At 50.9% G+C, this 23,799-nt stretch carries 17 protein-coding genes and 1 pseudogene; 9 read left to right on the top strand and 9 right to left on the bottom strand.

Annotated elements, in window-relative coordinates:
• Positions 1-281: 281 nt before the first annotated feature.
• Positions 282-1,394, top strand: coding sequence for a precorrin-8X methylmutase (locus tag JUJ53_RS02655; protein ID WP_204150430.1), 1,113 nt, complete (start codon positions 282-284; stop codon positions 1,392-1,394).
• Between the two features lie 203 nt (positions 1,395-1,597).
• Here the strand turns inward: JUJ53_RS02655 and JUJ53_RS02650 are convergent, their stop codons facing one another.
• Together JUJ53_RS02650 and JUJ53_RS02645 are read right to left on the bottom strand one after the other, a co-directional pair.
• The gene (locus JUJ53_RS02650) at positions 1,598-2,302 is read right to left on the bottom strand and encodes a cupin (protein WP_239124724.1); all 705 of its coding nucleotides are present in this window, start codon (positions 2,300-2,302) and stop codon (positions 1,598-1,600) included.
• Positions 2,303-2,616: 314 nt separating this feature from the next.
• Positions 2,617-3,171: a protoglobin domain-containing protein gene (locus JUJ53_RS02645; protein ID WP_204150429.1), complete on the bottom strand. Its 555-nt coding sequence runs from the start codon at positions 3,169-3,171 to the stop codon at positions 2,617-2,619.
• A gap of 623 nt (positions 3,172-3,794) precedes the next feature.
• Between JUJ53_RS02645 and JUJ53_RS02640 the strand changes: the two genes are divergently transcribed.
• Positions 3,795-4,277 carry a cupin domain-containing protein gene (locus tag JUJ53_RS02640; RefSeq protein ID WP_204150428.1) on the top strand — a complete coding sequence of 161 codons (483 nt, stop codon included), beginning with the start codon at positions 3,795-3,797 and terminating at the stop codon, positions 4,275-4,277.
• Between the two features lie 117 nt (positions 4,278-4,394).
• Here JUJ53_RS02640 and JUJ53_RS02635 read toward each other — a convergent pair whose 3' ends face one another.
• On the bottom strand, positions 4,395-5,606 hold the full coding sequence (locus JUJ53_RS02635) for an MFS transporter (RefSeq protein ID WP_204150427.1): 1,212 nt from the start codon (positions 5,604-5,606) through the stop codon (positions 4,395-4,397).
• A 217-nt stretch (positions 5,607-5,823) separates the two neighbouring features.
• On the opposite strand from JUJ53_RS02635, the pseudogene JUJ53_RS02630 reads away from it, so the two are divergent.
• From JUJ53_RS02630 to JUJ53_RS02615, 4 genes and pseudogenes are all read left to right on the top strand, one after another.
• A pseudogene (locus JUJ53_RS02630) lies at positions 5,824-6,015 on the top strand (BrnT family toxin); the annotation flags it as partial.
• Complete coding sequence (locus JUJ53_RS02625; protein WP_204150426.1) at positions 6,002-6,259, top strand: hypothetical protein; 258 nt, start codon at positions 6,002-6,004, stop codon at positions 6,257-6,259. The pseudogene JUJ53_RS02630 and the gene JUJ53_RS02625, both read left to right, overlap by 14 nt.
• A gap of 147 nt (positions 6,260-6,406) precedes the next feature.
• Entirely contained in the window at positions 6,407-7,633 is a 1,227-nt protein-coding gene (locus JUJ53_RS02620; protein ID WP_204150425.1) for a hypothetical protein, read from the top strand.
• Between the two features lie 274 nt (positions 7,634-7,907).
• On the top strand, positions 7,908-8,516 hold the full coding sequence (locus JUJ53_RS02615) for a hypothetical protein (RefSeq protein ID WP_204150424.1): 609 nt from the start codon (positions 7,908-7,910) through the stop codon (positions 8,514-8,516).
• Positions 8,517-8,845: 329 nt separating this feature from the next.
• Here JUJ53_RS02615 and JUJ53_RS02610 read toward each other — a convergent pair whose 3' ends face one another.
• Positions 8,846-12,379 carry an EAL domain-containing protein gene (locus tag JUJ53_RS02610; protein WP_204150423.1) on the bottom strand — a complete coding sequence of 1,178 codons (3,534 nt, stop codon included), beginning with the start codon at positions 12,377-12,379 and terminating at the stop codon, positions 8,846-8,848.
• Between the two features lie 302 nt (positions 12,380-12,681).
• On the opposite strand from JUJ53_RS02610, the gene JUJ53_RS02605 reads away from it, so the two are divergent.
• From JUJ53_RS02605 to JUJ53_RS02595, 3 genes are all read left to right on the top strand, one after another.
• Positions 12,682-13,887: a glutathione S-transferase family protein gene (locus JUJ53_RS02605; RefSeq protein ID WP_204150422.1), complete on the top strand. Its 1,206-nt coding sequence runs from the start codon at positions 12,682-12,684 to the stop codon at positions 13,885-13,887.
• 62 nt (positions 13,888-13,949) lie between these two features.
• Positions 13,950-15,359 carry a tetratricopeptide repeat protein gene (locus JUJ53_RS02600; protein ID WP_204150421.1) on the top strand — a complete coding sequence of 470 codons (1,410 nt, stop codon included), beginning with the start codon at positions 13,950-13,952 and terminating at the stop codon, positions 15,357-15,359.
• Between the two features lie 235 nt (positions 15,360-15,594).
• Positions 15,595-16,362, top strand: a complete 768-nt coding sequence (locus JUJ53_RS02595; RefSeq protein WP_204150420.1) for an FkbM family methyltransferase — start codon at positions 15,595-15,597, stop codon at positions 16,360-16,362.
• Between the two features lie 48 nt (positions 16,363-16,410).
• Here the strand turns inward: JUJ53_RS02595 and JUJ53_RS02590 are convergent, their stop codons facing one another.
• The 5 genes from JUJ53_RS02590 to JUJ53_RS02570 all read right to left on the bottom strand — a co-directional run bounded on the left by JUJ53_RS02590 (position 16,411) and on the right by JUJ53_RS02570 (position 23,519).
• Positions 16,411-17,253, bottom strand: coding sequence for a formylglycine-generating enzyme family protein (locus JUJ53_RS02590; RefSeq protein WP_239124722.1), 843 nt, complete (start codon positions 17,251-17,253; stop codon positions 16,411-16,413).
• Between the two features lie 327 nt (positions 17,254-17,580).
• Positions 17,581-20,328 carry an SAV_2336 N-terminal domain-related protein gene (locus JUJ53_RS24545; RefSeq protein WP_343327877.1) on the bottom strand — a complete coding sequence of 916 codons (2,748 nt, stop codon included), beginning with the start codon at positions 20,326-20,328 and terminating at the stop codon, positions 17,581-17,583.
• Positions 20,271-21,410, bottom strand: a complete 1,140-nt coding sequence (locus JUJ53_RS02580) for a MoxR family ATPase (RefSeq protein WP_204150419.1) — start codon at positions 21,408-21,410, stop codon at positions 20,271-20,273. Before JUJ53_RS02580 ends, JUJ53_RS24545 begins: the two co-directional genes overlap by 58 nt.
• A gap of 13 nt (positions 21,411-21,423) precedes the next feature.
• Complete coding sequence (locus JUJ53_RS02575) at positions 21,424-23,199, bottom strand: trypsin-like peptidase domain-containing protein (RefSeq protein WP_204150418.1); 1,776 nt, start codon at positions 23,197-23,199, stop codon at positions 21,424-21,426.
• Positions 23,196-23,519 (bottom strand): CU044_2847 family protein, encoded by a 324-nt coding sequence (locus JUJ53_RS02570; protein ID WP_204150417.1) that lies wholly within the window; start codon positions 23,517-23,519, stop codon positions 23,196-23,198. Before JUJ53_RS02570 ends, JUJ53_RS02575 begins: the two co-directional genes overlap by 4 nt.
• Positions 23,520-23,799: the final 280 nt, after the last annotated feature.

The following is a 23,799-nucleotide window of genomic DNA, read 5'->3' as shown; positions in this document are numbered from 1 at the left end:
CGAATCCTGAACGAAAGAATGAGCTTTTTCAAGCAATCTATTGACACTGTTCTCAATAAGCTCATGCAAGATGTTCATACTGAGAATTGCTGGTTATGGATACCTTGTTACCTTAAACATTGACATCAGTGTTAATGTCAATGTTTGGATAGACTAGTACTCTGAGGCAGATTACTTCGGCCTATTTGCGAAGGCGGAAACCCTTATATGTCCTAGCTTCCTTTTCGTTGTTCAGTCTTCGTTTTTCAATCTTGCGATACTAGCTTGGGTAGACTAGAGCTATGACAACGCAACATTTGACCATCAAAGAACTCACGGAGGCGGTTCAGGGCGACGTGACCCCGCGCATGGTGCGGCATTACCACACCCTGGGCCTGCTGCCGCCTGCCCAGCGATCCCAGGGCAACTATCGGCTGTATACCCAGCAAGATGTGCAGCAACTGCAGCGGATTGTGGCGCTGAAGCAGCAGGGGTTTCAGCTATCCCACATTCGCCAGTTGCTAGACAGTCCGTCCGATACCACGGATAATCCAGCTCTGATGGCGCAGTTGCAGCAGCAGTACCGCTCCGTGATGCAGCAGTTGACCCGCCTCCGCCATACAGCCACCGCATTGGAGGGGTTACTGGGGCGCGATCGCCCTGGACAGCAGGCCCAGGCTGAGGCCCTGGCCCAGTTGAAGCATTTGCACGTCGATGCTCAGGATGGTCTGGGGCAGCTTGATCAGCTTTGGAGCCGTCTTGATGCAGAAACCGAGACCCACCCAGAGGCGTTTCAAGAATCGTTGCAGGGCTTACTGCCCGACTTGTCTCACTATTCTGAGATTAGCGCTCACCTGCTGCGGCAACTGGTCTTGGCCTGTGGAGATGTGAGCCTGATCAATTTTGTGCGCTGGAGTCCCGATGCGATCGCTACCGCTCGTCATGTGCTGAAAGATGGCTGCCCCATTGTGGCGGATCTACCGGCGATCGCTGCCGCCTTAGATCACACCCGATTGGCTCATCTGGGCTGCTCCGTGGAGGTTCTGATTCAAGATCCCCACGTGACCGGGGTAAACGATGCTGAGCAAGCCTTTTGGAACGACCCAGCCTGGAAGCAACGGCTGCAGGACTGTCCTAAGGGATCTGTGCTGGTGGTCGGCTATGCTCCGTCGGTGCTGCTCACCATCGACCAGTTGATTGCCCAGCAGCAGATCCAGCCGGCCCTGGTGATCGGGATGCCCATTGGCTTTAGCCATGCCCCCGCCGCCAAGCGACGGTTGATGACTTTACCGATTCCTTACATTACTCTGCAGGGTAGTTTGGGTGGGGGGCTGCTGGCGGCGGTGACGCTGAATGCGCTGGTGGAAACGGTGATTGAAAAGCCAGATTGCCATTGCTATCTGACCCGCCCTTGACGATGGTTCATACGTTGCCGGGTTTCGATGTCGCTCAACCCTCCTCTCGTCATGAAGCTTGCCGGGTTTCGACTCCGCTCAACCCTCGTTTCATAGAAATATAAGCTTTAAGCAACGTTGACATGCTTGTCAATCGTGACGTCGTCCCACTGATGTTCATTGAGCAATGCCGATTCGATAACCGTCTGGGCAGAATGACGGGGTCAAAATTTTCGGGCTTTATGATGGATGGGATCGAATTCAAACCGCTTAGAAAAATCCGTCACTCCGTAGAGGTTAAAGGTGACGGCGGGCTGATCTCCGATGGGCTCGACGTTATGAATCGCATTGGGCAAAAAGCCGACAATATCGCCTGGATGAAAGATTTTCTCGCCGATCAACCGAATGCGATCGGGATGCTTGGGCGTGGGCGATCGCTGCCAAAATTGATTTTTCTCCTGGCCACCAATCAACGCCACCACGCCCCAAGCGCCATGGTTGTGGATGGGTGACACATTCCCCGGCAGCCAGGCCACCATTTGCAGCGTCAGCAGAAAGTCATGTTCCTTATAGAGCGATCGCACCGACCAACCCGGCTTGGCAGGGGGATTGACAAACTCTAGCTGCAGCCAATAGGAACTGGTGAGCAATCGCCGCACGAGGGGATAGATCTGCACCAAGCGCTGGGTGTCATCCGGGGTAGCGTGGAGGATATCTTCTAGGTCTGTGAGAAATCGATAGAGGCGATAGGGCTCAACGGGGGAGTCGGGGATGGCAGGCACGTCACAGGCTTGGCAGGTGCCATCGTTGATCACGAGCCAGTCGTGGCAGTCTACAGGATTATCCATCAACATCTCAGGCATGATCCAGCGTGACCAGGGCAGTCCCTGGTTTGATACAACAGCATTGGCATTGCTTAGCTGACACATCTGATCCCCTCATCCCCCAATCCTTTCTCTCCTTGTGGGAGAAGGGGAGCAAGACAAGTTTTAGGTGTTTTCAAAGCCTCTCTACCGCCCTAGGAGAGGGGTTTGGGGTGAGGGTCGTTTTGCCAGTCAACCAGGCATTGACGTTGTGGCGGGCACCACGTTTCTGAGTGTAAACGACTGCTTGACGGATAGATGAGTTCTTCCTGAGTACATCGACAGGTTTGCCTGAGACAAGACATCCCTAGACTGATTACCCCAAGGTAGGTCAAGGGCGATCGCCCCCACTACCTTGAGATAGGTCTGTGGCTTGTGATCTACATGGAATTTGCGCCCGTGCTAATGAGTCGCTTAAACAACCCCTCTGTCCAGCCTGTTTCCTTCAACACAGCGGCGGCAGAGACCTCAATATAGGCTTGCTCAATAAACGTCAGGTCAATCATGCAGATTTTGCCCAAGGCTTCCTTCAGTTCCTCAGACTTGCCTTCAGCCTTCAGTTGTTGGCCAACCTCATGCACCACAGTCGCCATAGCTGGCACCACATGCTGCGGTCCAATGCCAATGCGAACGTGAATCAGCCCAATGCGCCAGCGGCGATCGGCATAGGCGTCGCCCCAATCATCCATGCCCGTAAACATTTCATGGAACCACTCCACAAAGGTTTCTCGAAGACGATGAATTCTTCCCTCCGTTGCATTAAGAATCGTGTTCATCTCTTCATCGCGCCCCAAATAGGCATAGAAACAATCTGCCATGTCCGGCGCAACCTTTAAGCCCCAGTCCGCATTATTTTTTAACAAATCTCTATCTTCAGAGCTAAATCCAATCCGGCTCGACATCTTGCTCATGAATTGATGAGGATCTAATGCCATAATCTTTGCCCCTAACTAATTCCTGGTACATTACCTTCTCTTGTTCTACCAACTTTCGAGCGGTAAACACTCCGGAGGACTACGTAGGTTTTCGTTCTACGAGAACATGAAACGTATCTTCATACTGGTTGAGTTAAGTATGTGTCAAGTATGACAAGTTCCTAAGAAATGCTAACAGTCGTTGTTTTGTGTCAATGTTAAGCTAGGGACTCAGAGGTAATACTCTTGCCGATTTTGGCTACCGAGGTAAGTTTAGGTGACAGGGGAGCGATCGCCCGGATGGAGCCTCGATGATGGGCTGTTGATAGGGACCTAGCTGAAGCGTAAGATTAAATGAGATACTACCATGTCATATTGCTTGATCGTTATATGGATTGTTGGCTATATGAATTTATGATGCAAGCAGAATTGAGATAATCTACAGAGACGAAATAGACGCGAAATAGACGTGAGCTGTTGAATATCCCCCAATTGGATGATTTTTTGGGTATGAAGGATGGGATAAAAAGATGGTTGGTTTGATCAAACTGTAGATTAAAAAGGTGACTGTACAGCAATCCTTAGATGGTTAACGTTAGACGACTGACGATGAACGCAACTATGTTGATGAAAGGACGCTAGCTATGACGGATAATACGCCATTTCTTTTGCGATCGCAGGCTATTGAGGAGTCAATGCAGACATTTTCTCACCCTTGGAATCCAAAGTCTGAGCTATCAGGAGCCTATCTAGCTCGCACGGCTGGACTGAAGCGTACCGGTGTTAATATAGCGAGAGTTCCACCTGGAAAGGAATCCTTTGTCTATCACGCCCATTATCAAGAAGAGGAATGGATTTATATTATCTCGGGTCAGGGTATTGCAGAGGTGGATGGTTTGGAGGTCGCAGTTTCTCAGGGAGACTTCATGGCCTTTCCCACACCGGCGGTTGCCCATCATCTGCGCAATGACAGTGATCAAGACTTGGTGTATCTAGCGGGTGGAGAAAATCTAGATATGGATGTTGTGGATTTCCCTCATCTTGGCAAGCGAATGTTCCGTCATGGCGATCGCATTGATATTTTTGACCTTGCAGATGCAATGCCGTTTGGCCCATTGGATGGCTGAAGAAGTCCTTGAGAAGGTGTTTTGGCACGGCAACCTTAGCGATCGCTTTAGATAATACATCAACAACGCCTAGGTAAGATTGTTGGGCAGAGTTAAAATCAGAATTTGACATGAGTGTCATTGCCCCCCAGTACGAGAGTCTAGCCGAGCCAGCCGCTCCCGAGATAAGCGCACCAGCCAGTGATGCAGACCTACCATGGCGATCGCTAGGGGCAGCAGCAGCGCCGGAATGACTGCCAGCCCTGCCCAATCTGCAATCCAGCCGATGCCCGTGGGAATCAGCGCCGCCCCAAAACTGGCCGCACTGGTGGTAAATCCAATGGCGGCGGGCACCAGGGCAGCGGGTAGGCGTTTGGGAATCAGCCAGATTGTGGCAGGAAAGATCGGCGCTAGGGCAAACCCAATCAGCGGCAGGCTAATCCACTGTTCTGGCAGTTGCCACCATGCCATTAATCCCAGCAGCAGCGTGAGTAATGAAACGCTAAGGGTACGTATTGCCCCTAACCAGGTCAGACAATATCCCAGCAGAAATCGCCCTAGGGTTAGGCCCAGCCAGTAGGCACTGACGCTATACCCCGCTACCAGTTCGGGGGTCGATCGGGCTAGCACCTGTACTGTATAGGCCCAGTTGCCTAGCCCGGCTTCAATGCCAATATAAATCAGCAAAAATAATCCTGAAAGCAGCACCACTGGTACCTTAAGCGATCGCTTGAGGGTTCTCCAGGCCGTTGTGGATCCTGCTGGATTGCGATGGAGTAAGGGCGGATATCGACAGAACAGAGCTGTCCCTACCGCCACGCCCAACAGTCCTACCAAGCTGGCTAATACCAGATATACCAGTCGCCAGTCGTACCCGGCGGCCATCAAGGTGGTGGCGATCGCGGGCCCCAGCAGCGCACCCACGCCATAAAAGCCATGGAGGGTGCCAATCAACGGCGCACTGCTATTGTCCTGCACAATGGCCGTATTCACCCCGGCATCAATCAACCCAATTCCTAACCCCAGCAGTGCCCCCATCACCACCATGATGCTCCACAGGGGCGATAGTCCATAGACTATTAACGCCAGGGTTAATGCGCCCGAGGCTAGCAGCAGCATGGGCCCCAGCCCCAGCCGATGACTGATAATGCTGCTCATCAGTGCGGCGAGGATGTAGCCACTGATTTGGCTGACAAACAGCAGGGTCACGGTTGCCGGGGTGAGGTCATAGTCTACCAAAATAGATGGCAGTAATACCCCTAGGCCAGCCTCTGTAATCCCAATGGCTATGAAGGCGTAGTAGGAAATGGCAATACCAATCCACCAAGGCGGGACAGACGAAACCGGCATGGACTTCACTCCTCTTCACAACTCAACAGGGCGATCGCCATGCCTATGATACAGATGCCCGACGCTAATGTATGTGTTTTGTGAGATAGAGGAGCGATCGCCCTTCAGTCCCTCCACTAGCTCCATGAACTCTATCCTTGATTGCCCGCTGACCGTAAAGATTTTCTGAAGCTTGCGGCATAACACCCTGAAATGGATGTAATACTTTAGATTAAGATTCGACGATCCTCTCTATATTGACTTCTACGATCCAGACCACTCTGAGGATGAAGAGCGATACCTCATTATTGGAGAATCAAATCAAGGGCGCTTGTTGATTGTGTCGTATACCGAAAGGGACGATTTAACACGCCTCATCAGCGCCAGAGAAGTGACCCGAGCCGAACGAGAATCTTATGAAGAGGCATAAATTAGACATGGAAGATGACTTAAGAACAGAGTATGACTTGACAAGCCTCCGAGTTAGAAGATTAGGGCCTGGAAGGAAGAGCTTTGGTGGAACAACAGTACGGTTAGAACCTGATGTTGCAGAGATATTTCCCGATGCTGATGCGGTTAATGAGGCACTGAGATTTTTGATTAGAGTGATGCAGGATAATCAGGCGATCGCTCCAACGGCACAAGCTAAGAATTCAAATGCAGCGGACGGCTGATGGATGCTGTTATGGAACTTTAAACACTGTAAAACTATCTGCTTGTGTTCAGAGCCTAGTTACCGTTACGTATTATGTATGGGCAAAAATACATTCATGTTGCTATAACAGAGTAAAGTCGATCAATCAAAATTCAAGGTTGCCCATATGCCTCAACAGAGTCCGCTCGAACTTGCGAAACAAGGAGATCCTATTTCTATTGCTGTATTAATAAACCATAATATTAAGCCCAAAGGGATAACTGCAAAAGTTAGTCGTAAGGATGACTGCCTGAGGATTATGCTCGAATCAAATCAAGTCCCCAACCAGGACAATTTGATCGAGTTTGTTCGCAATGGTATCTTAAAGCTCGGAATAGTTGAACTCAATACTCTTCAGGTTCTTGGACGAAAGGTAGGTGATCAAGCTCCTGCATGGAGTCAGACAATTAGCTTAAAAATGCCATCATCATCCTTAACCAATCAGGAGGTGATATCAGAACCGCAAGATGTGCATTCCCACCCTGCGCAAACTCCTACATCCTCTTCTCAAAAGAATAATATTCCAACAGCTCAAAATAGTAATCTAGTCCCTAATTCTGGCGGTGATGCTAATCCAGACGTAATTTTGCTTCGAGAAGCAGCACAAAAAGGAGATCTTCAGGCTATTTCCAGCCTTATCGGTCGGGCAATTGCACCTCGGAATATAAAGGTGGACGCGATAATGCAAGATAGGGTTACTTTGTGGTTGAAGATATATCCCCTAGCGACAATGCAACCTCAATCCTGCATCCAGGCTGTAACTAGCATACTGAATGATATTCAGCCAGGTAAAATACATTTAGTAAGAGTTTCAGAGATTTCATCAGACAAGAAGACGCAAGTATGGAACCGATTTCTTGCTCTTAAGAATGGTAAAGTCGTAGACAAAACAACTTCTCTTAACATACGTCTTGGTGTTGTTGTTGTTTTAATTATTGGTTTAGTAGGTTATTGCGCTCTCCCGAAACAGGCTACTACATATCGCACTGCCACATCTACCTCGCCTGCATCAGGTCAAGAGCAAAGTCAGTTGCAGCAAGGTGAGTGGTATGAAGGAGGCACCTTACATAATGCGGGCGCACTTGAATGGCAACAAGCAAGCTATGAGAATAAGTTGGCGACTTGTGCAGACTTCGTTTCAAGTATGTGGGAGGAAAAATCGCTCAAGCCATCGATTCAGAACCAGATAAAATCTATGGATGATATACGGACGCTTGCTCAAGAGCTTGTAACACAAATGGATGCAGCAATGGAAGAAAAATCAAATCCAGAGGAAAATGAACAAATTTATGCAAATCAAAAAGTAAGTGATATTGCTGTTATATTAATGCTATCGATGAATTGGCTTAAATAATTTAGTCTGTTGAATCCATGGAACCAATAATGTTTGTGCACGACGACCGTCAAAAATCATTACTTGGATGCAAAAATTGTCTGCAGCAGGTGATAGGCACCTTTAACATGTGGAGTTATTGGTAGAGAAGCAAACATAAAATTATTCTTAAGATGCGGCAACAAATAGAATTTCTCCCTTGAAGGCTGACAATGTAGTGGCAGGAATGTAATTTCCTGAGGCTAGTCAACTACTGTTGAAATAGTGCGTTAAGACCATCAAATCTATAAGCCTTATGAACTGGACAGAGTTGCTCAAATTTATTGGGGGTGGGACAGCTTTCCTCGCTATTGCTGCCTGGCTTATTAGATCGTTGACGCTTCAAGTTTTTTCGAGAGATATTGAGAGGTATAAGTCTGTATTAAAAAAAGAAGCTGACAAAGAGATTGAATCCCTTAAAAATTCTCTGAATATTGAAGCTTTAAAACATCAGATCAGGTTCTCCAAACTCCAAGAGCGAAGAGTTAGTGTAATAGAAGAGACCTATAAAAGAATAGTTTCCTTGGAAAAATCATCAGCATATCTTACTACCGAGGCAAGAACAGAAGATTATGTCTACCTTAAGGATAAAGCGGATAAATTTATTGATGAGTTTTTTGAATTCAATTCTTTTTTTGAGTCCCATGCAATTTATTTCCCTGAAAATATTGCTAACAAAATAAAAGATTTTAATGATTTGATATTCAATCTTTCTATAAATATTGTTTATCATTCAAGCCCCAAAAGTATTGAAAATTTTATTGAAGCTTTTCGGAAAGAAGAGAAGTCCTTTAAGTCTAGGAATCAAGAAATAAGGAGATATATTGAATCTGAGTTTAGAAAATTGCTGGGTGTGACTGATTAAATAAATTTTCGGGCTTTACTGCTAGCAGGCGAATGATATCGATTCACGCCGACAGTCGAAAGGTGATCAGTTATGACGTAAAGAGCATTGATGATAGGTGATGGGCAAAACGTTAATCTACCATTCTATAATACTCAGCCATACGGCATCTGCCTAAGACGAACAGGCCAGTCTGCAGATATTGAAAGAAAAAGCGATCGCCTTTTTAGACTTCAACAGTAGAACTAGCGATCGCTCTGTTTCTTTGACCAGAGGGGCGATCGCGCTGATGTTTCAAGCCCCATTGCCCTTTGACTATAAGTTCATACCTAAACGTAGTGGTCGATTTTTTAGAGTAACGTGCGTTGATGCTTGGCTAATAGCCTTTCCGCGTCGTCGTCACACAACGGTCGCGATGCTAGGTAGCCTTGCCCAAATTGGTATCCAAGATGCTGTAATTGTTGAAGCTGCTCCCGCGTCTCAATTCCCTCAGCGATCGCTTCTAGACCAAGCTGATTGCTGAGCGCGACAATGGTTTCCACGATTTGATAATTACGCTGTCCATTTTGCATAGCGTCCACAAAGGAGCGATCGACTTTGAGATTGTCTACCGGTAGGCGATGCAGATAATTGAGGGATGAGTAGCCTGTACCAAAATCATCAATGCTAATCTGGATATTGCGCTCTTTAATGCTTCTTAGTAAGTCAATCGTGGCTTCAACATCATCAATCAACATACTTTCAGTGATTTCTAAGGTCAAACAATGCCCTGCCAGGCGCGTTGTGGCCAGAACCCGGTCAATCTTATCTAGTAAGTCGGGCTGCTTTAAGTCTTGAACAGAAAGATTGACGCTGACTTTCATTTGTTCCATCGCTGGAAATTTAGCTTGCCATAGCGCTAGCTGATGACAGGCCTGATGCAGAGCCCAGTCGTCGATCAGGGTAATTAAGCCTATTTCTTCAGCAACGGCAATGAAGTCTCCTGGAGACTTAAGACCCTGAGAGGGATGCTGCCAACGAATGAGGGCTTCAAATCCCGTTAAACGTCCGTCTTCTAAGGTGAAAATAGGCTGGTAATACAGCACAAATTCCTGACGATCAATGGCCTGCCGTAGATCCTGCTCTAGATGCAGGCGCTGCATAGCCTGTCGATGCATATCGGCGTCAAAAATTTCATAGCGGGCTTTGCCATTCATTTTGGCCCGATACATGGCAATGTCAGCATCGCGCAGAAGGTGGGACGCTTGTTGATAGGCTTTATTGCCGAGGACAATACCAATACTCGACGTTACATACACATCTCGTCCTTCAATCGTGAGGGGCGATCGCAATTCAGAAAAGATACGTTCTGTGGCATGAACAACCTCTTGAATGCCCTCTACACTTTCCAGCAGCAGGACAAATTCATCACCCCCCAACCGTACCACCAGATCCGTTGCTCGCACAATCGACTGCAAGCGTTGGGCGATCGCTATGAGGAGTTGATCACCCGCTAGGTGCCCCAAGCTATCGTTGACTACCTTAAAGCGATCTAAGTCTAGAAATAGCACCGCATATTGATAATGGTCAAGGCGACGAGCTTGGTGGATGGATAAGGATAGTCGTTCCATCAGCCAATTGCGATTGGGGAGACCGGTCAGTGCATCATGCAAAGCATCGTAGCGCAGACGTTCCTGCACTTGAATCCGTTCGGTGACATCTCGGGACGTAGTTTGCAACTGGATAATAGTCCCTGTCGCATCTAAAATGGGGCGAGTTAAGGTTTCAAACCAGATGTAATGCCCAGATCGATGGCGCATACGATAGGTAATCGGCGTTGATTTACCTGAGATAGCTACAGCCCGACTTTCTTGGTAGACGCGATCGCAATCCTCTGGATGGAGAAACGTTGAGGGTTCCTGCCCCACCATGTCGTTATACTGATAGCCCAATAGACTTTCACAGGACGGGCTGACGTAGATATATGTACCGTTCAGCTCATGGAGACAAACAAGATCGTTAGTATTTTCTGCTAATAGACGGTAACGAGCCTCACTGTCTCGCAGGGCTGCTTCCGCATACTGTTGCTCTGCTTCACCCCGTTTGCGATCGCTGATGTCAATGATCAAGCCATCCCAACTAATATCGCCATTGGCATGGCCTGTTGGTCGAGCGATGCCCTGCAACCATTTTAGCTGCCCATCGGCTGTGATAATGCGATACTGGCACTCCCAGGTTTGCAAGGTTTGTTCAGATAGGATAAAAGACTCCTGGAGCATCGAGGCATCATCAGGATGGGTCATGGTTGAGATGATCCGAGGATTTTGTAACGCCTGATCAGGGTCAATGCCATAGAGTTCTCGAAAGCCAGAACTAATGTAGGCATAGTGATCTGAGCCATCAGAGCAGATACGATAGCCATAGATGACGCCGGGTACATTATCTGCCATGGTTTGAAAGCGCCCTTCGCTTTCTCGGAGTGCCGCTTCAGCACGGCAGCGCTCTGCCAATTCATCCTGTACCTGTTGGGATAGCGTGGCCTGCTGGATAGCTATCTCAAGCTGATCGGCCATGGCCTGGGCCAGATCCCGTTGCTCTGGGTGCCAGGTGAAGGGCTGTTGATCAGTATAGAGGACAAAGCTCCCCCATAGACAGTCATCCACGACTAAGGGAATCAGCAGCCAAGCGCCAGATGGGAACAAGGTCGTATCTGGGTTCATATCATCCACTTGCACAACCTCTAGGCGCTGGAGGCGATCGCTCCAGGGAGTATGGTTGCCTATCCTATCTAATGTCCAGGCAGGGGGCTGATCGGGATGGCTACAATAGTCTGCCAGGGGTTGCCATAGTTCTTGCTTGGCTTGATACTGAATAACACCGCACCGAGGGCAGTCTAATAGCTGGGCTGTTTCTTGGGTAGCTAGGGTAAAGATTGGATTGAGATCAACCGTCGAGCGAATGGCTTGGAGCACCCGATTCATCGCCTGTTCACGGTGCAGTTGCTTCTGGATCGCGGTGACGTCCCGTCCTACCGACTGAATTTCCACCAATTGCCCATCATCAAAAATTCCTAAATTAATCCACTGTGTCCAGCCGATTTGGTGATCCGATCGCTGATCGCGATTCATATTTTCAAAGGTAGGATGCTCTGGAGTTAGTCCTGCAATTTTGCGATGGATTGTACCAAGATCGTCCGGCGGTACAAAGTCGCCCCACCTAAGGCCCAAGACCTCTTCTAGCGGTAGACCTAGGGCAGAACAGAGTGCTTCGTTGGCAAAGGTGATTGTGGTATCCGGCAGCGATCGCAAAATAAGATCGGTCTGGGCTTGGATGACTTGACGGTAGAGGCGATCGCGGGTTTGTCTAGTATTTTCAATTACCTGCTGTTCCAGCTCCCGACGTTTGCGATCGCTAATGTCTTGAAAAGCAACAATCGCGTAGACAACCTGCCCTTGGTCATCAAAAATCGGTGTTCCCCACATGTCTAAGGGAATGATGCGATCGGGGCGATGGATTTCTAGATCATCCACCCACACGGTTTCTCCCTGTAGGGCGCGGCTCACGGGTAAGTCTTCCAAGGGATAGACAATCTGCCGCGACCCATGATAGAGGTGTAGGCTATTCGACAGATCTGAGAGAGAATGATCCAACCAGCGATCGCCGCCCCAAAGCGATCGCCCCACTTGATTCACATACACCAGCTTCCCTGCCGCATCATGCACGGCTATGCCGATGGGGGTTGCCTCTAGAAACTGCAGCAGACGATGGTCGCTTTGTGACGTTTCACCCTTCGAGAATGACTGCGCGTTGAGCAACGAGGTCACCAGCATTTTCACGGACTCTGGCGTGTTGTCCCAGTCGGCGGCAGGAATCTGCTCAATAGAGAGGGAAGAAGGATGATCCATGATCTCAGATCTCAGCAGTGGTAAAGGATGATTGGTTTGAATTGCCTTAAATGTAGCTTTTCTAGCTTTCCAGTGCTGATGCTGTTGATGGATCGTTGATGGTGTGACGGGTTTGACGACCTGCTTGAAGCGGGAAACGGGGTAGAGCTTGACCTAAGACGATGACATGGGCAGCATTGCCTAGGACGCAGTTGCAACGCCGTCCTCCACTCCTCTATCTATTCACCAAGATGCAGCGCTACACTGACGTATAAGACCAGCCCTGATTAGCCCACTCCGTTTGTATTGCAAGGACAAGTCCCATGACCGTCGCTCCTCTAAGCTGGGCAGAACTGGAGGCTCTGACTGGCACTCAGATCGATCCGGTTTCTGGCCCCACCAATGCTCAAGCTCAGCTCCGTCTGTTTGGTGCTGCGGAATCGGATATCCGCGTCACCCTCTACCGCGATAACCATGCCTGGTGTCCCTACTGCCAAAAAGTGTGGCTATGGCTGGAAGAAAAGCAGATTCCCTACCGCATCAAAAAAGTCACCATGTTTTGCTACGGGGACAAGGAACGGTGGTACAAAGACCTGGTTCCGTCGGGCATGTTGCCAGCGCTGTCCCTCGACGATCGCATGATCACCGAAAGTGACGATATTTTGCTGGCCTTGGAGCAGACGTTTGGCCCCCTCACCCAGGGCTTGGAAGACGCTGCTGTGCTGCCCCTGCGCCGGTTAGAGCGCCTGCTGTTTCGAGCTTGGTGCGCTTGGCTATGCTATCCCACCACCTCATCTCGGCAGGAGGAGCGCAACCGCAGCCAGTTTATCGCCGTGGTCGCTAAGGTGGAGCAGGCCCTAGCCAGCACCTCTGGCCCTTACTTTCTGCCTGAGTTTGGCAGTGCGGATGTCATCTTCACGCCCTATGTGGAACGGATGAACGCCAGCTTGTTCTACTACAAAGGCTATTCTCTGCGGGAAGAAAATCCTGGGCTATCAGACTGGTTTGACGCCATGGAAAGCCGGCCGACCTATCGTGGCACCCAAAGCGATTTCCACACCCATGTCCATGACCTGCCTCCCCAGATGGGCGGTTGCTGGGAGAATGATCATCCCCAAACCCGGATCAATCAACTGCGGGTGGATCAGGGCCCATGGCTGGGGTTACCGGATGTCACCTATCCCGAACCGGAAACGTCTCGCGCTGAGGCCTTGCATCGGGTGCTGAAGCATCGGGCCAGTATTGTTCGCGTCAATCCGGCGGATGATACGGCCTTTGATACGGCGCTGCGCTGTGCCCTCACCCATTTGATGACCGGTGACTTTTGTGCGCCACCCCCAGGCTCTGACCTCTCGCTGCGCTATTTGCGCGATCGCATCAGTGTACCTCGGGATATGTCTATCTACGCTGCCAAACGCCTGCGGGAGTCCCTAGAAGCGACGGCAGCGATCGCTGGCGATCGCCAAGGGCCAGCGATTCCGAAGCAGCATCGACGGGATCAAAATCCGGCCGAGTTTGCGCGATCGTGAGCGATCGCCCTTCCTTGCCCCAACGGCTATAATCCAGATGAGCCTGTGATTGAGGTTGTGCTATGTCCACCGCCCATTTCCCGATTCCGGAGCCCAATGCTGAGCAGTCGATGCAGCAGGGGCAAGCCTGCTTAGCAGCGGGAGACGTGACCGGGGCGATCGCTCACTTTAGCGCGGCCCTCCAGCATCAGCCCACCCCCGAGCGTTTTCTGAAGCGGGCCTCGGCCTACCTCAGCCTCAAGACCAGCGCCGCTGCCATCCTAGATGCCCAGTGCGCCACCCAGCTCGATCCCTCCATGGCGATCGCTCACCATCTCTTGGCCAAGGCCCATGCCATGGCGGGTCACGTTGACGAGGCGATCGCTGCCTATAAGCAAGCCGCCCACCTCTATCTCAACCAGGCTGATGCCGACAGCGCCAAGGCCTGCATTGCCCAGATTGATCGGCTCCGGGCGTCGGTTTTGCCCCAACCGTCTCCATTGCCCCCACCCTCCCAACCCACCGCCAAGCCCCTGATCTCTCCCCAAGCTTTCCTAGAGCAAGCCTTGGCTAAGATGGAGCAGCGGAACTACCAGGGAGCGATCGCTGACCTGAGTTGGCTGCTGAAGTTTGAGCCAGACCAGGCCGATGTGCTGTGCAAGCGCGCCTATGCCTATGCGAAGACAGGACAGGCCCAGGCCGCCATCCAAGACCTAGCCAGGGCGCTCAGCCTTGACCCTGAGAATCCGAATAGCATCAAACAGCGGGGCATTGTGCGCCTGGTCTTGGGAGATGGACGCGGTGCTGTGCAGGACTTCAGTCAACTGTTGCGCAATGGGGGCGATCCACGTTTGCTGCTGTCCCAGCGGGCCAAGGCCTATGCCCAGATGCAGGCCTGGGATGATGCGTTCAAAGACTATGCCAATGCCCTAGGGTTTGAGCCAGACAATCCCGACCTCTATGCTGGACGGGCGGCGGTGTGGGAGGCGAAGGGCGATCGCGAAGAAGCGCTGAAGGACTATCAACAGGCCGCCACCCTCTGGCTGAATCGGGGGCAGTGGACGGCCTACCAAACGATGCAGGATCGGATTCAGGGCCTGCAGTCGAAGGGGAAGCCCAATGCCCTGCGTCTCCTGATTAAATATATGGTGGCCAATTGTCCCGTGGTGGATGTGGTGCTGAATGGTGATTATCGGTTCAACATGATCCTGGATCCGCAGTTCAGCCTGACGCTGATTTCTCCCGTGATTGCCCGCACCGCCAATGTCATACCCTCCGGCAAACGCTGGTGCTATACCAACGATGGCGGCATGATGGAGCTAGCGGTGGGTCTGTTGCAAAGCGTCACCCTCGGTTCGGCGACCCATCAAAACATCACGGCAGCGATCGCCAACCAGGAAACGGAAGCAGTCCTAGGACAGGATGTACTACGACATTACCAACTGCGCATTCTAGACCAAGAAGTGGAGCTGGTGCCAAAATCATCGATCTAATGGGCAGGAGCAGCAAACTATCCTGATAGCCCACGAAATGGATGAGTGTATCTATAGCTGTGATTAAACCTGAGTTCGATGACGTTATGAGTAGACAACCTGATCAATACGTAGAATGCGTTAGGCGAAGCCGTAACGCATGAAAGCCTTATGGGTGTGTTACTACAGTTATCCCTTTGCCATTCACCCGTTTGACAGACTGCTCCCTCTTGTTCTACGGATAAGCTAATTTCCTATGAATGTTTACCATCCATGGCTTCTGCGCGTTCGTCCCGCATTTTTAGCCTCATTTTTGAAGCAAGTGTTGCAGATCAAACGGTCTGTGATCGCCTCGGATCATGGTCGATTTTTTATCGATCCGGCTTCGAACTTTGGCCATGCCGTCACCTCCGATTCTGGCTATGAGCCGGAGATGGTGGAGGTTTGCACAAGTCTCCTTCAGGCGGGCGATACGTTTTTGGATATTGGTGCCAATGAGGGTTTTTTCTCGATGTTGGCATCTAAGCTGGTGGGCGATCGCGGCAAGGTGATCAGCATTGAACCCCAGAGCCGTCTACAGCCTATCTTATTTCGCAATATCTCCGAAAACCATGCCTATAATGTGCGGGTTTTTCAGGTGGCGATCGCCGACTCGATGGGGATGGCTGAGCTTTGCCTATCGCCAGATATGAATACTGGCAGTAGTGGCCTGGTTCAAACCACGCGCTACAAAACGCCGACAGAAACCGTACCCCAGATGCCGTTGGGCGACTTTCTGAGCTGGCTAGATCTCGATCGCATCAAGCTAATGAAAATTGATGTGGAAGGGTTTGAGTATGAAGCGATTTTGGGCGCTCAAGCGTTGTTTGAAACGGGTATGATTGAGCATATTGCCCTAGAGCTACATCCGACGATTCTGCAAAAGCGAGGTAAGCCGGAGCAAGATATTCTGCATTTCCTCAACCGCTGTGGCTATCAGGCTAATCCAGTTTTCTCGACGCTGGTGCTTAGTAAAGTATCCTAGGGGCTGGTTAGTTTAGCTTAGGAAATGGGGGGATAAACGATGGAGAGATTAATCAAGAAGAATACTCGGCAAAACGCAACAGACCCGAAAACCGAAGGCGTAGTTGTGGCGGGTGTCGCGCGAGTCGCCGTAGCGATAGGCAGAACGGCAATCCCTAGGAATGAAGACCCACGAACCGCCGCGCAGCACTTTAATTTTATTATCTTCACTTTTATTTACCTGCGCACTGCCATCGTTCGGCGCTTCATTATAGCTACCATACCAATCGTCTTCGCACCATTCCAGCACATTACCATGCATATCGTATAGCCCAAAAGCATTGGGCGGAAACGTTTTGACATCGGTGGTTTGATCTCGATATTCTCCAGGAATACCTCGCCCAAAAATTTCTTTGGCTCTGTAGTTTGCCAGTTCATCGCTGAGGGTTTCGCCAAAGTGAAACGGCGTGGTGGTACCAGCTCGGCAGGCATATTCCCATTCGGCTTCGCTGGGCAGGCGATAGGTGCGATTGGTTTGCCGAGACAGACGGGCACAAAACTCCTGGGCATCGTCCCACGATACCTGCTCCACTGGTCGATTTGCACCTTTAAAGCCGGAGGGATCAGGTGTTAGATCTCGATCAACCCGGTCGTACCCGGCTACCACTCGCCACTGTTCTTGAGTCATGGGAGTACGGGCCATGGCAAAGGGTTGGATCTTAACGGGATGTTGCGGATACTCACGCTCGTAACTACCGGGATCCTCCGGAGTTGACCCCATAAGAAACTGACCACCGGGGATGAGCATCATGTCTAGGGTCGTGTTGTCATCCAGATGTTCGATGAAGCACTGACCTTGGTGGGTTGTTTCCCGCAGAATGAGGCGGCGGCTGGGGGTAGAAGACTCAGGCATCCGTTATATCCCATATGTTCTTGTCGGTGGGACTGGCGCAACCGCAACAGCCAACATTGTTGTTACTCGTTCATCAACTGCACCGTTGAATTATAGCTTGACCTATGGCCTAGCGTCTCTTGATTGGCTCAACCGACGAGATCCTATTTCTTCGTCTCAAAAACTGTCCATTACATCTCCTTTCTCAAAAGGCATATTGGCTTTGAGGGCAGGTATAAGTGTCATACATGTGGTCATTGCCCACCCTACGTTACCTCTATGAGGTTTGATATCTCCCAAAGCACAAAAAATGGCGCGAAACGCTGGCATAAAGGAAAAAGCAGAGGGTTAAGGAGTGCCTCGGGCGTGACAAACAACGCGAAAACCGTAGTAGCTGCGATCTGCAGGGATGATGTAGTTACGGTACGCAGACCGGCAATGCCACGGCTTGAAGTTCCAAGACCCGCCACGGCTTACCTTATTTTCATGTTTTTCGTTTTTGCTTATCCATGCACTGCCATCCTCCGGTGCACCTTTGTAATTATTGTGCCAACTATCCTCACACCATTCCCACACATTGCCATGCATATCATAAAAACCCCATGGATTACCTGGAAATGATCCTACATCTGTTGTTTCCTCATGATGCACACCTTTAGGTTCATCGCCATAGTTAGAGTTCCCGTTATAGTTTGCTAGATCGGTGGTGAGCATCTCTCCAAAATGAAACGGCGTGGTGGTGCCAGCCCGGCAGGCGTATTCCCACTCCGCTTCGCTGGGCAGCCGATAGACTTGCCCCTTTTTCAGAGATAAGCGCCGACAAAATTCTTGAGCATCATCCCAAGATACCCTCTCTACGGGGCGGTGATCACTCTTAAAGCGAGAAGGATCTGGATCTAGTTTCCGATCTATCGGATCATAGCCTGCCACAATCCGCCACTGTGCTTGGGTAATGGGCGTTTGGCTCATGCAAAATGGTGGAACGGTCACCTCATGCTGCGGGCGTTCACTATCATTGCTCTCTAGCTCCCCCTCAGGCGCACCCATGGTGAAGGTGCCGCCGGGAATGGCGATCATGTTGAGGGCGATGAGTTGTTCTGAATCATCGTTTAAAGGTTCAACATAGCCCCAGGCCACTCCTGCCTGCTCTTGGATGACCCACTCTTGCCCTATCCCTAGAAATCGAAGCTGTTGTTCGATCATGGCAGTAATGAAGTCGAAGCGATCTTGGATATCGACAATGGTTTTGGATGTGTAGGTAATGGTTTGCAGGGGCGGAAAGTTGATGAATTCCGCGACTTCGTATTCCAGCTCTTCATAGGTGATACCTTCAGATTGAACCGGCTGTTTTTGATCAGAAGACAACGGCGTAGGCCGCAACACCGTCTCATAGCGCTGGGCGATCGCTCTGTAGGAGCCTCCCAAACGCCGTAAAACACTCAGCCCGACTTCGGCCAGCGGTAAGGCCCTATCCCCCAACGCCGTTCCCGATTCTTCAAAAGCAGCGAGGAAGGCTTCAAAACTGGTGAGGGTATTGCCAGCTCGATCTTGGATGAGTTCGGTGAGGCGATTTAAGACCTCCATCGTCCGCTGCACCGGCACGCCATCGAGGAGAAGATCACGGACGCGATCGCCCTCCCCAGCCGTCTCCTGATCGCCAAAGAACCGATAGCGGCAGACCTCATCATCCACCTGGTCGCAACGCTGCAATAAACCACTCAGCAACACCTCCGCCACATGGTCTTGCCGCGCCTCGGGCACAAAGACATCGCGCAGCAGATCAATCACCGGCAAACTCACCGGCGTAGCGGCCATATAGCCTGCCAGCTTCTCCGCTGTCTCCGATGCCGTAGCGCGGAACAGGGCAACCCGTTGGCGGGCCGTACGCGGGGGATGTTGGGCGATCGCCTCCCGTGATGCATCATAGTCCTGGGCGGCTTGCCGGATCATACTTAGCTCAAAAGCACGTCCTGGCGTTGGTGTATCGCCCATCCCAGCCACCACTCGGGCCCAGCGCAGCATCGATTGTGGATTCAACGTCACAATGGGCAACGTGAGCAGGCGTTGATCGTCATCCTGTGCCGGATCCTGCCCGTCGTCATCCCAGTCATCAGCGCTAGCTCCAGACAAGACCGGTGCGTTATCCATATCTAGGAGCGCGCTCGGTAGTCCCGGAGCGATCGCCCGCAATCGAACCATGTGCCCATCACTCAAGGCGGTGCGAGACCATAGGCGTTCTGGAAATAATTGCACAATCGAAACCGGCTGCACCGTAGCCCAATCCAGCAGAGTATAGTGGATGATGCCCCGTCGCCATAGCAGGGATGTGCAGTCGGTGACCAAGAGCAACAGCCGCCGCCCGCCCATATCCCGCAATTCTCGGGTATTGCGAGGACGTTGATTCATGGCAGGAGAGCGATCGCGCCATCGAGGAAACAGACGCACATCGTCCGGTTTGGCGGTGTTGGGATCGGGAACGCTCAACTGCCACGTGCGCACGGTGCGAAAGGCCCCTTGGTATTCCATCAAGTGCTGCAATTCAGCGATCGCCCGTTCCCAGATGACCGTCGTTTTAGAATCTTCAACGATAAACTCTAGATCAAGCCAGCGTTCTGGCTGCGATCGCACCACCGGAAGTTGCAATTGAGTTTCGGCAATTTGGGTGACGGTGGCCTCTTCATCTAGGTCGTAGCGGTTGCGGGATGGCACCTTTCGCATCAACGGCCGCAGCGATCGCGCTAGATCCAACCGTGTGCGCAGAGCCGGAGCCGCTGGAACTGGGAACGGCGTTCCTTGGGGCTTGTCTTGAGGTTCCGGAGTCTCGGCAGTGTCTTGGGGTGTGGATGGAGGGCGATCGTCGATGTAGAGACTCGTGGTGGGTTCGGCTGCGGGGATAGAGGGAGCCTCTACGGTTTGAATGGGCGATGGCGTGGGCTCTACCTCCGGTTCTGGAGCCGTGTAGATTGCTGGCGGCATAAACTGAGCTAGCCAAACCGCGTCAGCTAGGTCTCGGCCGTCTAGATCTAGCCCCAGTTGCGCTAACCGTTGCGCGAACTGTCCGATCGTTGGTCTTCGCTGCTGCTCAGATGTTTCCACAGGCGGTCAATCAGGTCTCCAGTTGCATGAACATCGGTGCTGATATTGGGCTTGCGATCGCGGGTAATTAAATAAATCGCATTGAGAAGTTGATCGGTGGCCAGATCTCCCTTGCTGCGATCGCTGCGTTTTTCAATAAAGCGCTTCACGAGGGCCGTGATCTGCTCCTCTGCTTGGGTAATCAGAGCTTCACCATTGACCTCCTGCCGTAGGTGGGCTTTGACGATGTCCGTCAACCGTTGTTCATTGGGTTCGCCCATGGTCAAACGAATGCAGCGACGCAGGAACGGCGGGGGAAAATCGCGCTCACCGTTGCTCGTCAAAATCATCAGAGGAAACTGAGTGCAGGCAACTCGACCATTGGTGATGGTGGTTTTTCCGTTTTTAATCGCCTCCAAATTCTCCTGCGATGTCTCATCCTGGCTCGGAGGCGGGTTAAACGTAAATTCATGGTGATCTTTGTAGGCCGTGCGCACCGGCACCTGGGATTGAATATCTTCAATGCGCACCAATTCCGGAATCTCGAAGCGGCCTTCCTCAAAAACGTAGAGCAGATCGTTGGGCAGGTCGATATCGCTCTTGTCGATCTCATCCACAATCAAGATTCTCGGCTTCTTCGACGGCAGCAGGGCAGTTCCCAAGGGCCCTAAGCGGATATATCGACCGATGTTGTCAAAGCGCTTATCCTCATTTGGCTCTTGCTTGCTGGCATCCTGCAAACGAGCGATCGCGTCGTAAAGATATAGACCATCCTTGAGCGTGGTTCGGGTGGTAACGGGCCAGTACAAGACTTCACCTAGATCTAGCTCACGAGCGATCGCATAGGCTAGGGATGTTTTGCCACTGCCCGGCTTCCCCGTCACCAAAAGCGGCCGCCGTAGGTAGAGAGCTGCATTCACCAATTCAATTTCATTGGGCTCGGCTTGGAAGGTCTTGCCCCGTTCCTCTTGGCGGCGATCGGCCTGTCGCCAGGTGGGCGGTGGTGGCAGATTGTTCAACGCATCGGGATTGGGCTCACCGCTGCCGGTGAAAATAGGGCAGAAGAGGTTGGGATTGGGGGTTGGAGGTTGTGGATCGCTCATGGCCGCAAGGGGTTTAACACATCTCTGGATCGATCTGCGCCATCATCGTAGGCGGGACAACCTTTGGATCATCCCATACCAAGCTCAAATGATAGCCTAACGACACTTTTTCCTCATCTTCAATCGCCTCTTGGCGTTCTTCTAGGACACGCTTAGGCAAGTCGATCACTGTACAATCGAGAATGCGATCGATGTCGGAACAGAGGTTCTCTTTTCTCGCCCACAAAACAACCGGAAGCGCTACTTTATCTGCCAAGAATTTGAAAACTGCATCCGTGCGATCGCTGGTCAGATTCTCCAAGATGCCAATCTCTGCCGACTTGAGTTGTTTGAATAGTAATGCAGATTGACGGCTATCTGCTCGTACCACGCTAACGTTGGCTTGTGAGTGATAGTTGCTTTCTAGAGATTGCCATTTTTGCTGCCAGCGACGGTAGTATTGAGGGCTCGTTGGCGACTGGCTCAGATCCGTCCGCATGACCAGTTGATATTGGTTGCCAAGGGTCAAATCTGATTGCGTTCCACAAGCATCTAGATCGCTGCTCAGTTGAGAACGGGCCACAAAGCAATGCAGCATCGGTTCATCCAATATGTCTTGACTAGAAATCCATTGATCCAAGAAATCGGGTAAGTCAGCCAGAGCGATCGCCTCATTAGACAAGCTCGGTTTAGGTGGCTCTAGGGGATCATAGCGATCGCGATCGCGAATGATCCAAATCGAGATGTTTGCTCTAGCAGGATCCTGCTCATCCGCCTTAATCTGGATGACTAGGTGTTCCTGGGTTTGAGTAGCAGATATCTTGCGCTTTTTACGATATTGGTCGGCTTTAAAGTAGAGCTTTTCAAAGTCAAACTGGCGGAATGTTACCCATGTCTTGAGCGCATGCAAAAGCGATGGCGCAGGATTATCTTGCAAGACGATGACAAACATGACGAACTGAGTGAGGCGATCAACCTCCCTATCGTTTTGCCACCACTCTCGATTAGATAGGCTGCTTAGAAAGGTCAGGCGATCTCGCAACTCAGGATGTTTAGCCTTATCGCCATCGCTGTCACATAATTGAAATGCCGTTTCAGTAATAGTTGTGAGCTGAGATTGATCCCAATGTTCTTCCAGCACATCTGCAATGTAATGGGCATCAATCGTATTGAGAACGGGACGGAGCTTCGAAGTGGGAATGGCGTAGGCCGTACTCTTTAAATCTTCTTTTGCCTTGACCGCTGCCGTTGCGATCATTCCAAGAACAGCTTTTGTCCTGTCATTCCATAACGGCGCACCGCTAAATCCAGGACGAATAGTTTCATCGTTGGGATCGTCATACTTGCAAAGTTGCCAGCGCTCATCGGTCACCTGAGTTTTGGGACGATAGGCGTCAGAACGTCCACCTTCAGGACTACCAAAGCCGTACACTAAATGGCAATCGGCTTCAACATCTTCGCCACGGGTCTCAAGGAGATGAATCGGCCGCACAGCTTCAGGGGCCGGACTCAGGAGCTTAAGTCCTGCAATATCGCCCATGTTTAATTGATAGGGAACCCAGTCGATTACCCTAGCCTTGATCATGGCATTGGGAGCTAGGATATGGAAATTTAGCTGAATGATATTAGTAAACAGATCTTCATGGGTCTTGACATCTGTTTTCGGTATACCCATGGCTTCCAGTACAACATGGGCACAGGTCAAAACATACCCTGGTGCAACCAAGAACCCGGTTCCCACAACTACATTCTTGTCATTTGAAAGAATTCGCACCGTTGCCCGTTCATAATCGGTAACACTGAACGTCATTGCTTCTTCCACTTCAGCGTGATTTCGTAGGTGGCTTCTCCCCCTACTTTGGTCACAACTGCCCCCACCTCGCCACTCAGCTTAACGCTGAATTTCACCTCGACTTCATCTGCCGGATCATTCAGAGCATCCAACCGTGCCTTCAAGGATCGCACCATGGGTGTGACGCCAGCCATAGCTTGGCTGAAGGTTTGACGTGCCTGGGCCGCAATTTCGCCTGGTGACTTGGAAACAGGTGTTATTTCATCAGACTCGACTTCATCCACTTCCATCAAGATGCTCTCGCCATCACCCAAATCAAACTGCACAAGCTTTGTCATAGTTAGCCTACATTGACCTATACAAGTGTCACCACAGTCTAACCGATGTGCCAAAAGGAGGCTACCGTTGTCCGTAGCACAGCCTCCTGTGATGACCATCCTGACCGTTTCTTCACTCCCCAGATGCGTTCTTCCGGTCATTGTGGAATAACGTTATCCCACAAACTCCTACCCCGATGTTCTCAAAAAAAACTAGGGCGGCAAAACTAGCTGGAGAGCCTTCTGCTCCAGGTTAGCTAAATAAGCTGCAGGGGAACGTCGAAAATGCCGTTGTTGATTG

Source organism: Leptolyngbya sp. CCY15150, from assembly GCF_016888135.1.
Classification (GTDB): Bacteria; Cyanobacteriota; Cyanobacteriia; order RECH01; family RECH01; genus RECH01.
The sequence above is the reverse complement of the archived record's forward strand: the minus strand, read 5'-3'. Positions and strand labels throughout refer to the sequence as shown.

Excerpts from the sequence above, each read along its gene's own strand:
- JUJ53_RS02655 (WP_204150430.1), top strand. The coding sequence starts at position 282 with ATGACAACGCAACATTTGACCATCAAAGAACTCACGGAGGCGGTTCAG.
- JUJ53_RS02650 (WP_239124724.1), bottom strand. The coding sequence starts at position 2,302 with ATGTGTCAGCTAAGCAATGCCAATGCTGTTGTATCAAACCAGGGACTG.
- JUJ53_RS02645 (WP_204150429.1), bottom strand. The coding sequence starts at position 3,171 with ATGGCATTAGATCCTCATCAATTCATGAGCAAGATGTCGAGCCGGATT.
- JUJ53_RS02640 (WP_204150428.1), top strand. The coding sequence starts at position 3,795 with ATGACGGATAATACGCCATTTCTTTTGCGATCGCAGGCTATTGAGGAG.
- JUJ53_RS02635 (WP_204150427.1), bottom strand. The coding sequence starts at position 5,606 with ATGCCGGTTTCGTCTGTCCCGCCTTGGTGGATTGGTATTGCCATTTCC.
- JUJ53_RS02625 (WP_204150426.1), top strand. The coding sequence starts at position 6,002 with ATGAAGAGGCATAAATTAGACATGGAAGATGACTTAAGAACAGAGTAT.
- JUJ53_RS02620 (WP_204150425.1), top strand. The coding sequence starts at position 6,407 with ATGCCTCAACAGAGTCCGCTCGAACTTGCGAAACAAGGAGATCCTATT.
- JUJ53_RS02615 (WP_204150424.1), top strand. The coding sequence starts at position 7,908 with ATGAACTGGACAGAGTTGCTCAAATTTATTGGGGGTGGGACAGCTTTC.
- JUJ53_RS02610 (WP_204150423.1), bottom strand. The coding sequence starts at position 12,379 with ATGGATCATCCTTCTTCCCTCTCTATTGAGCAGATTCCTGCCGCCGAC.
- JUJ53_RS02605 (WP_204150422.1), top strand. The coding sequence starts at position 12,682 with ATGACCGTCGCTCCTCTAAGCTGGGCAGAACTGGAGGCTCTGACTGGC.
- JUJ53_RS02600 (WP_204150421.1), top strand. The coding sequence starts at position 13,950 with ATGTCCACCGCCCATTTCCCGATTCCGGAGCCCAATGCTGAGCAGTCG.
- JUJ53_RS02595 (WP_204150420.1), top strand. The coding sequence starts at position 15,595 with ATGAATGTTTACCATCCATGGCTTCTGCGCGTTCGTCCCGCATTTTTA.
- JUJ53_RS02590 (WP_239124722.1), bottom strand. The coding sequence starts at position 17,253 with ATGCCTGAGTCTTCTACCCCCAGCCGCCGCCTCATTCTGCGGGAAACA.
- JUJ53_RS02580 (WP_204150419.1), bottom strand. The coding sequence starts at position 21,410 with ATGAGCGATCCACAACCTCCAACCCCCAATCCCAACCTCTTCTGCCCT.
- JUJ53_RS02575 (WP_204150418.1), bottom strand. The coding sequence starts at position 23,199 with ATGACGTTCAGTGTTACCGATTATGAACGGGCAACGGTGCGAATTCTT.
- JUJ53_RS02570 (WP_204150417.1), bottom strand. The coding sequence starts at position 23,519 with ATGACAAAGCTTGTGCAGTTTGATTTGGGTGATGGCGAGAGCATCTTG.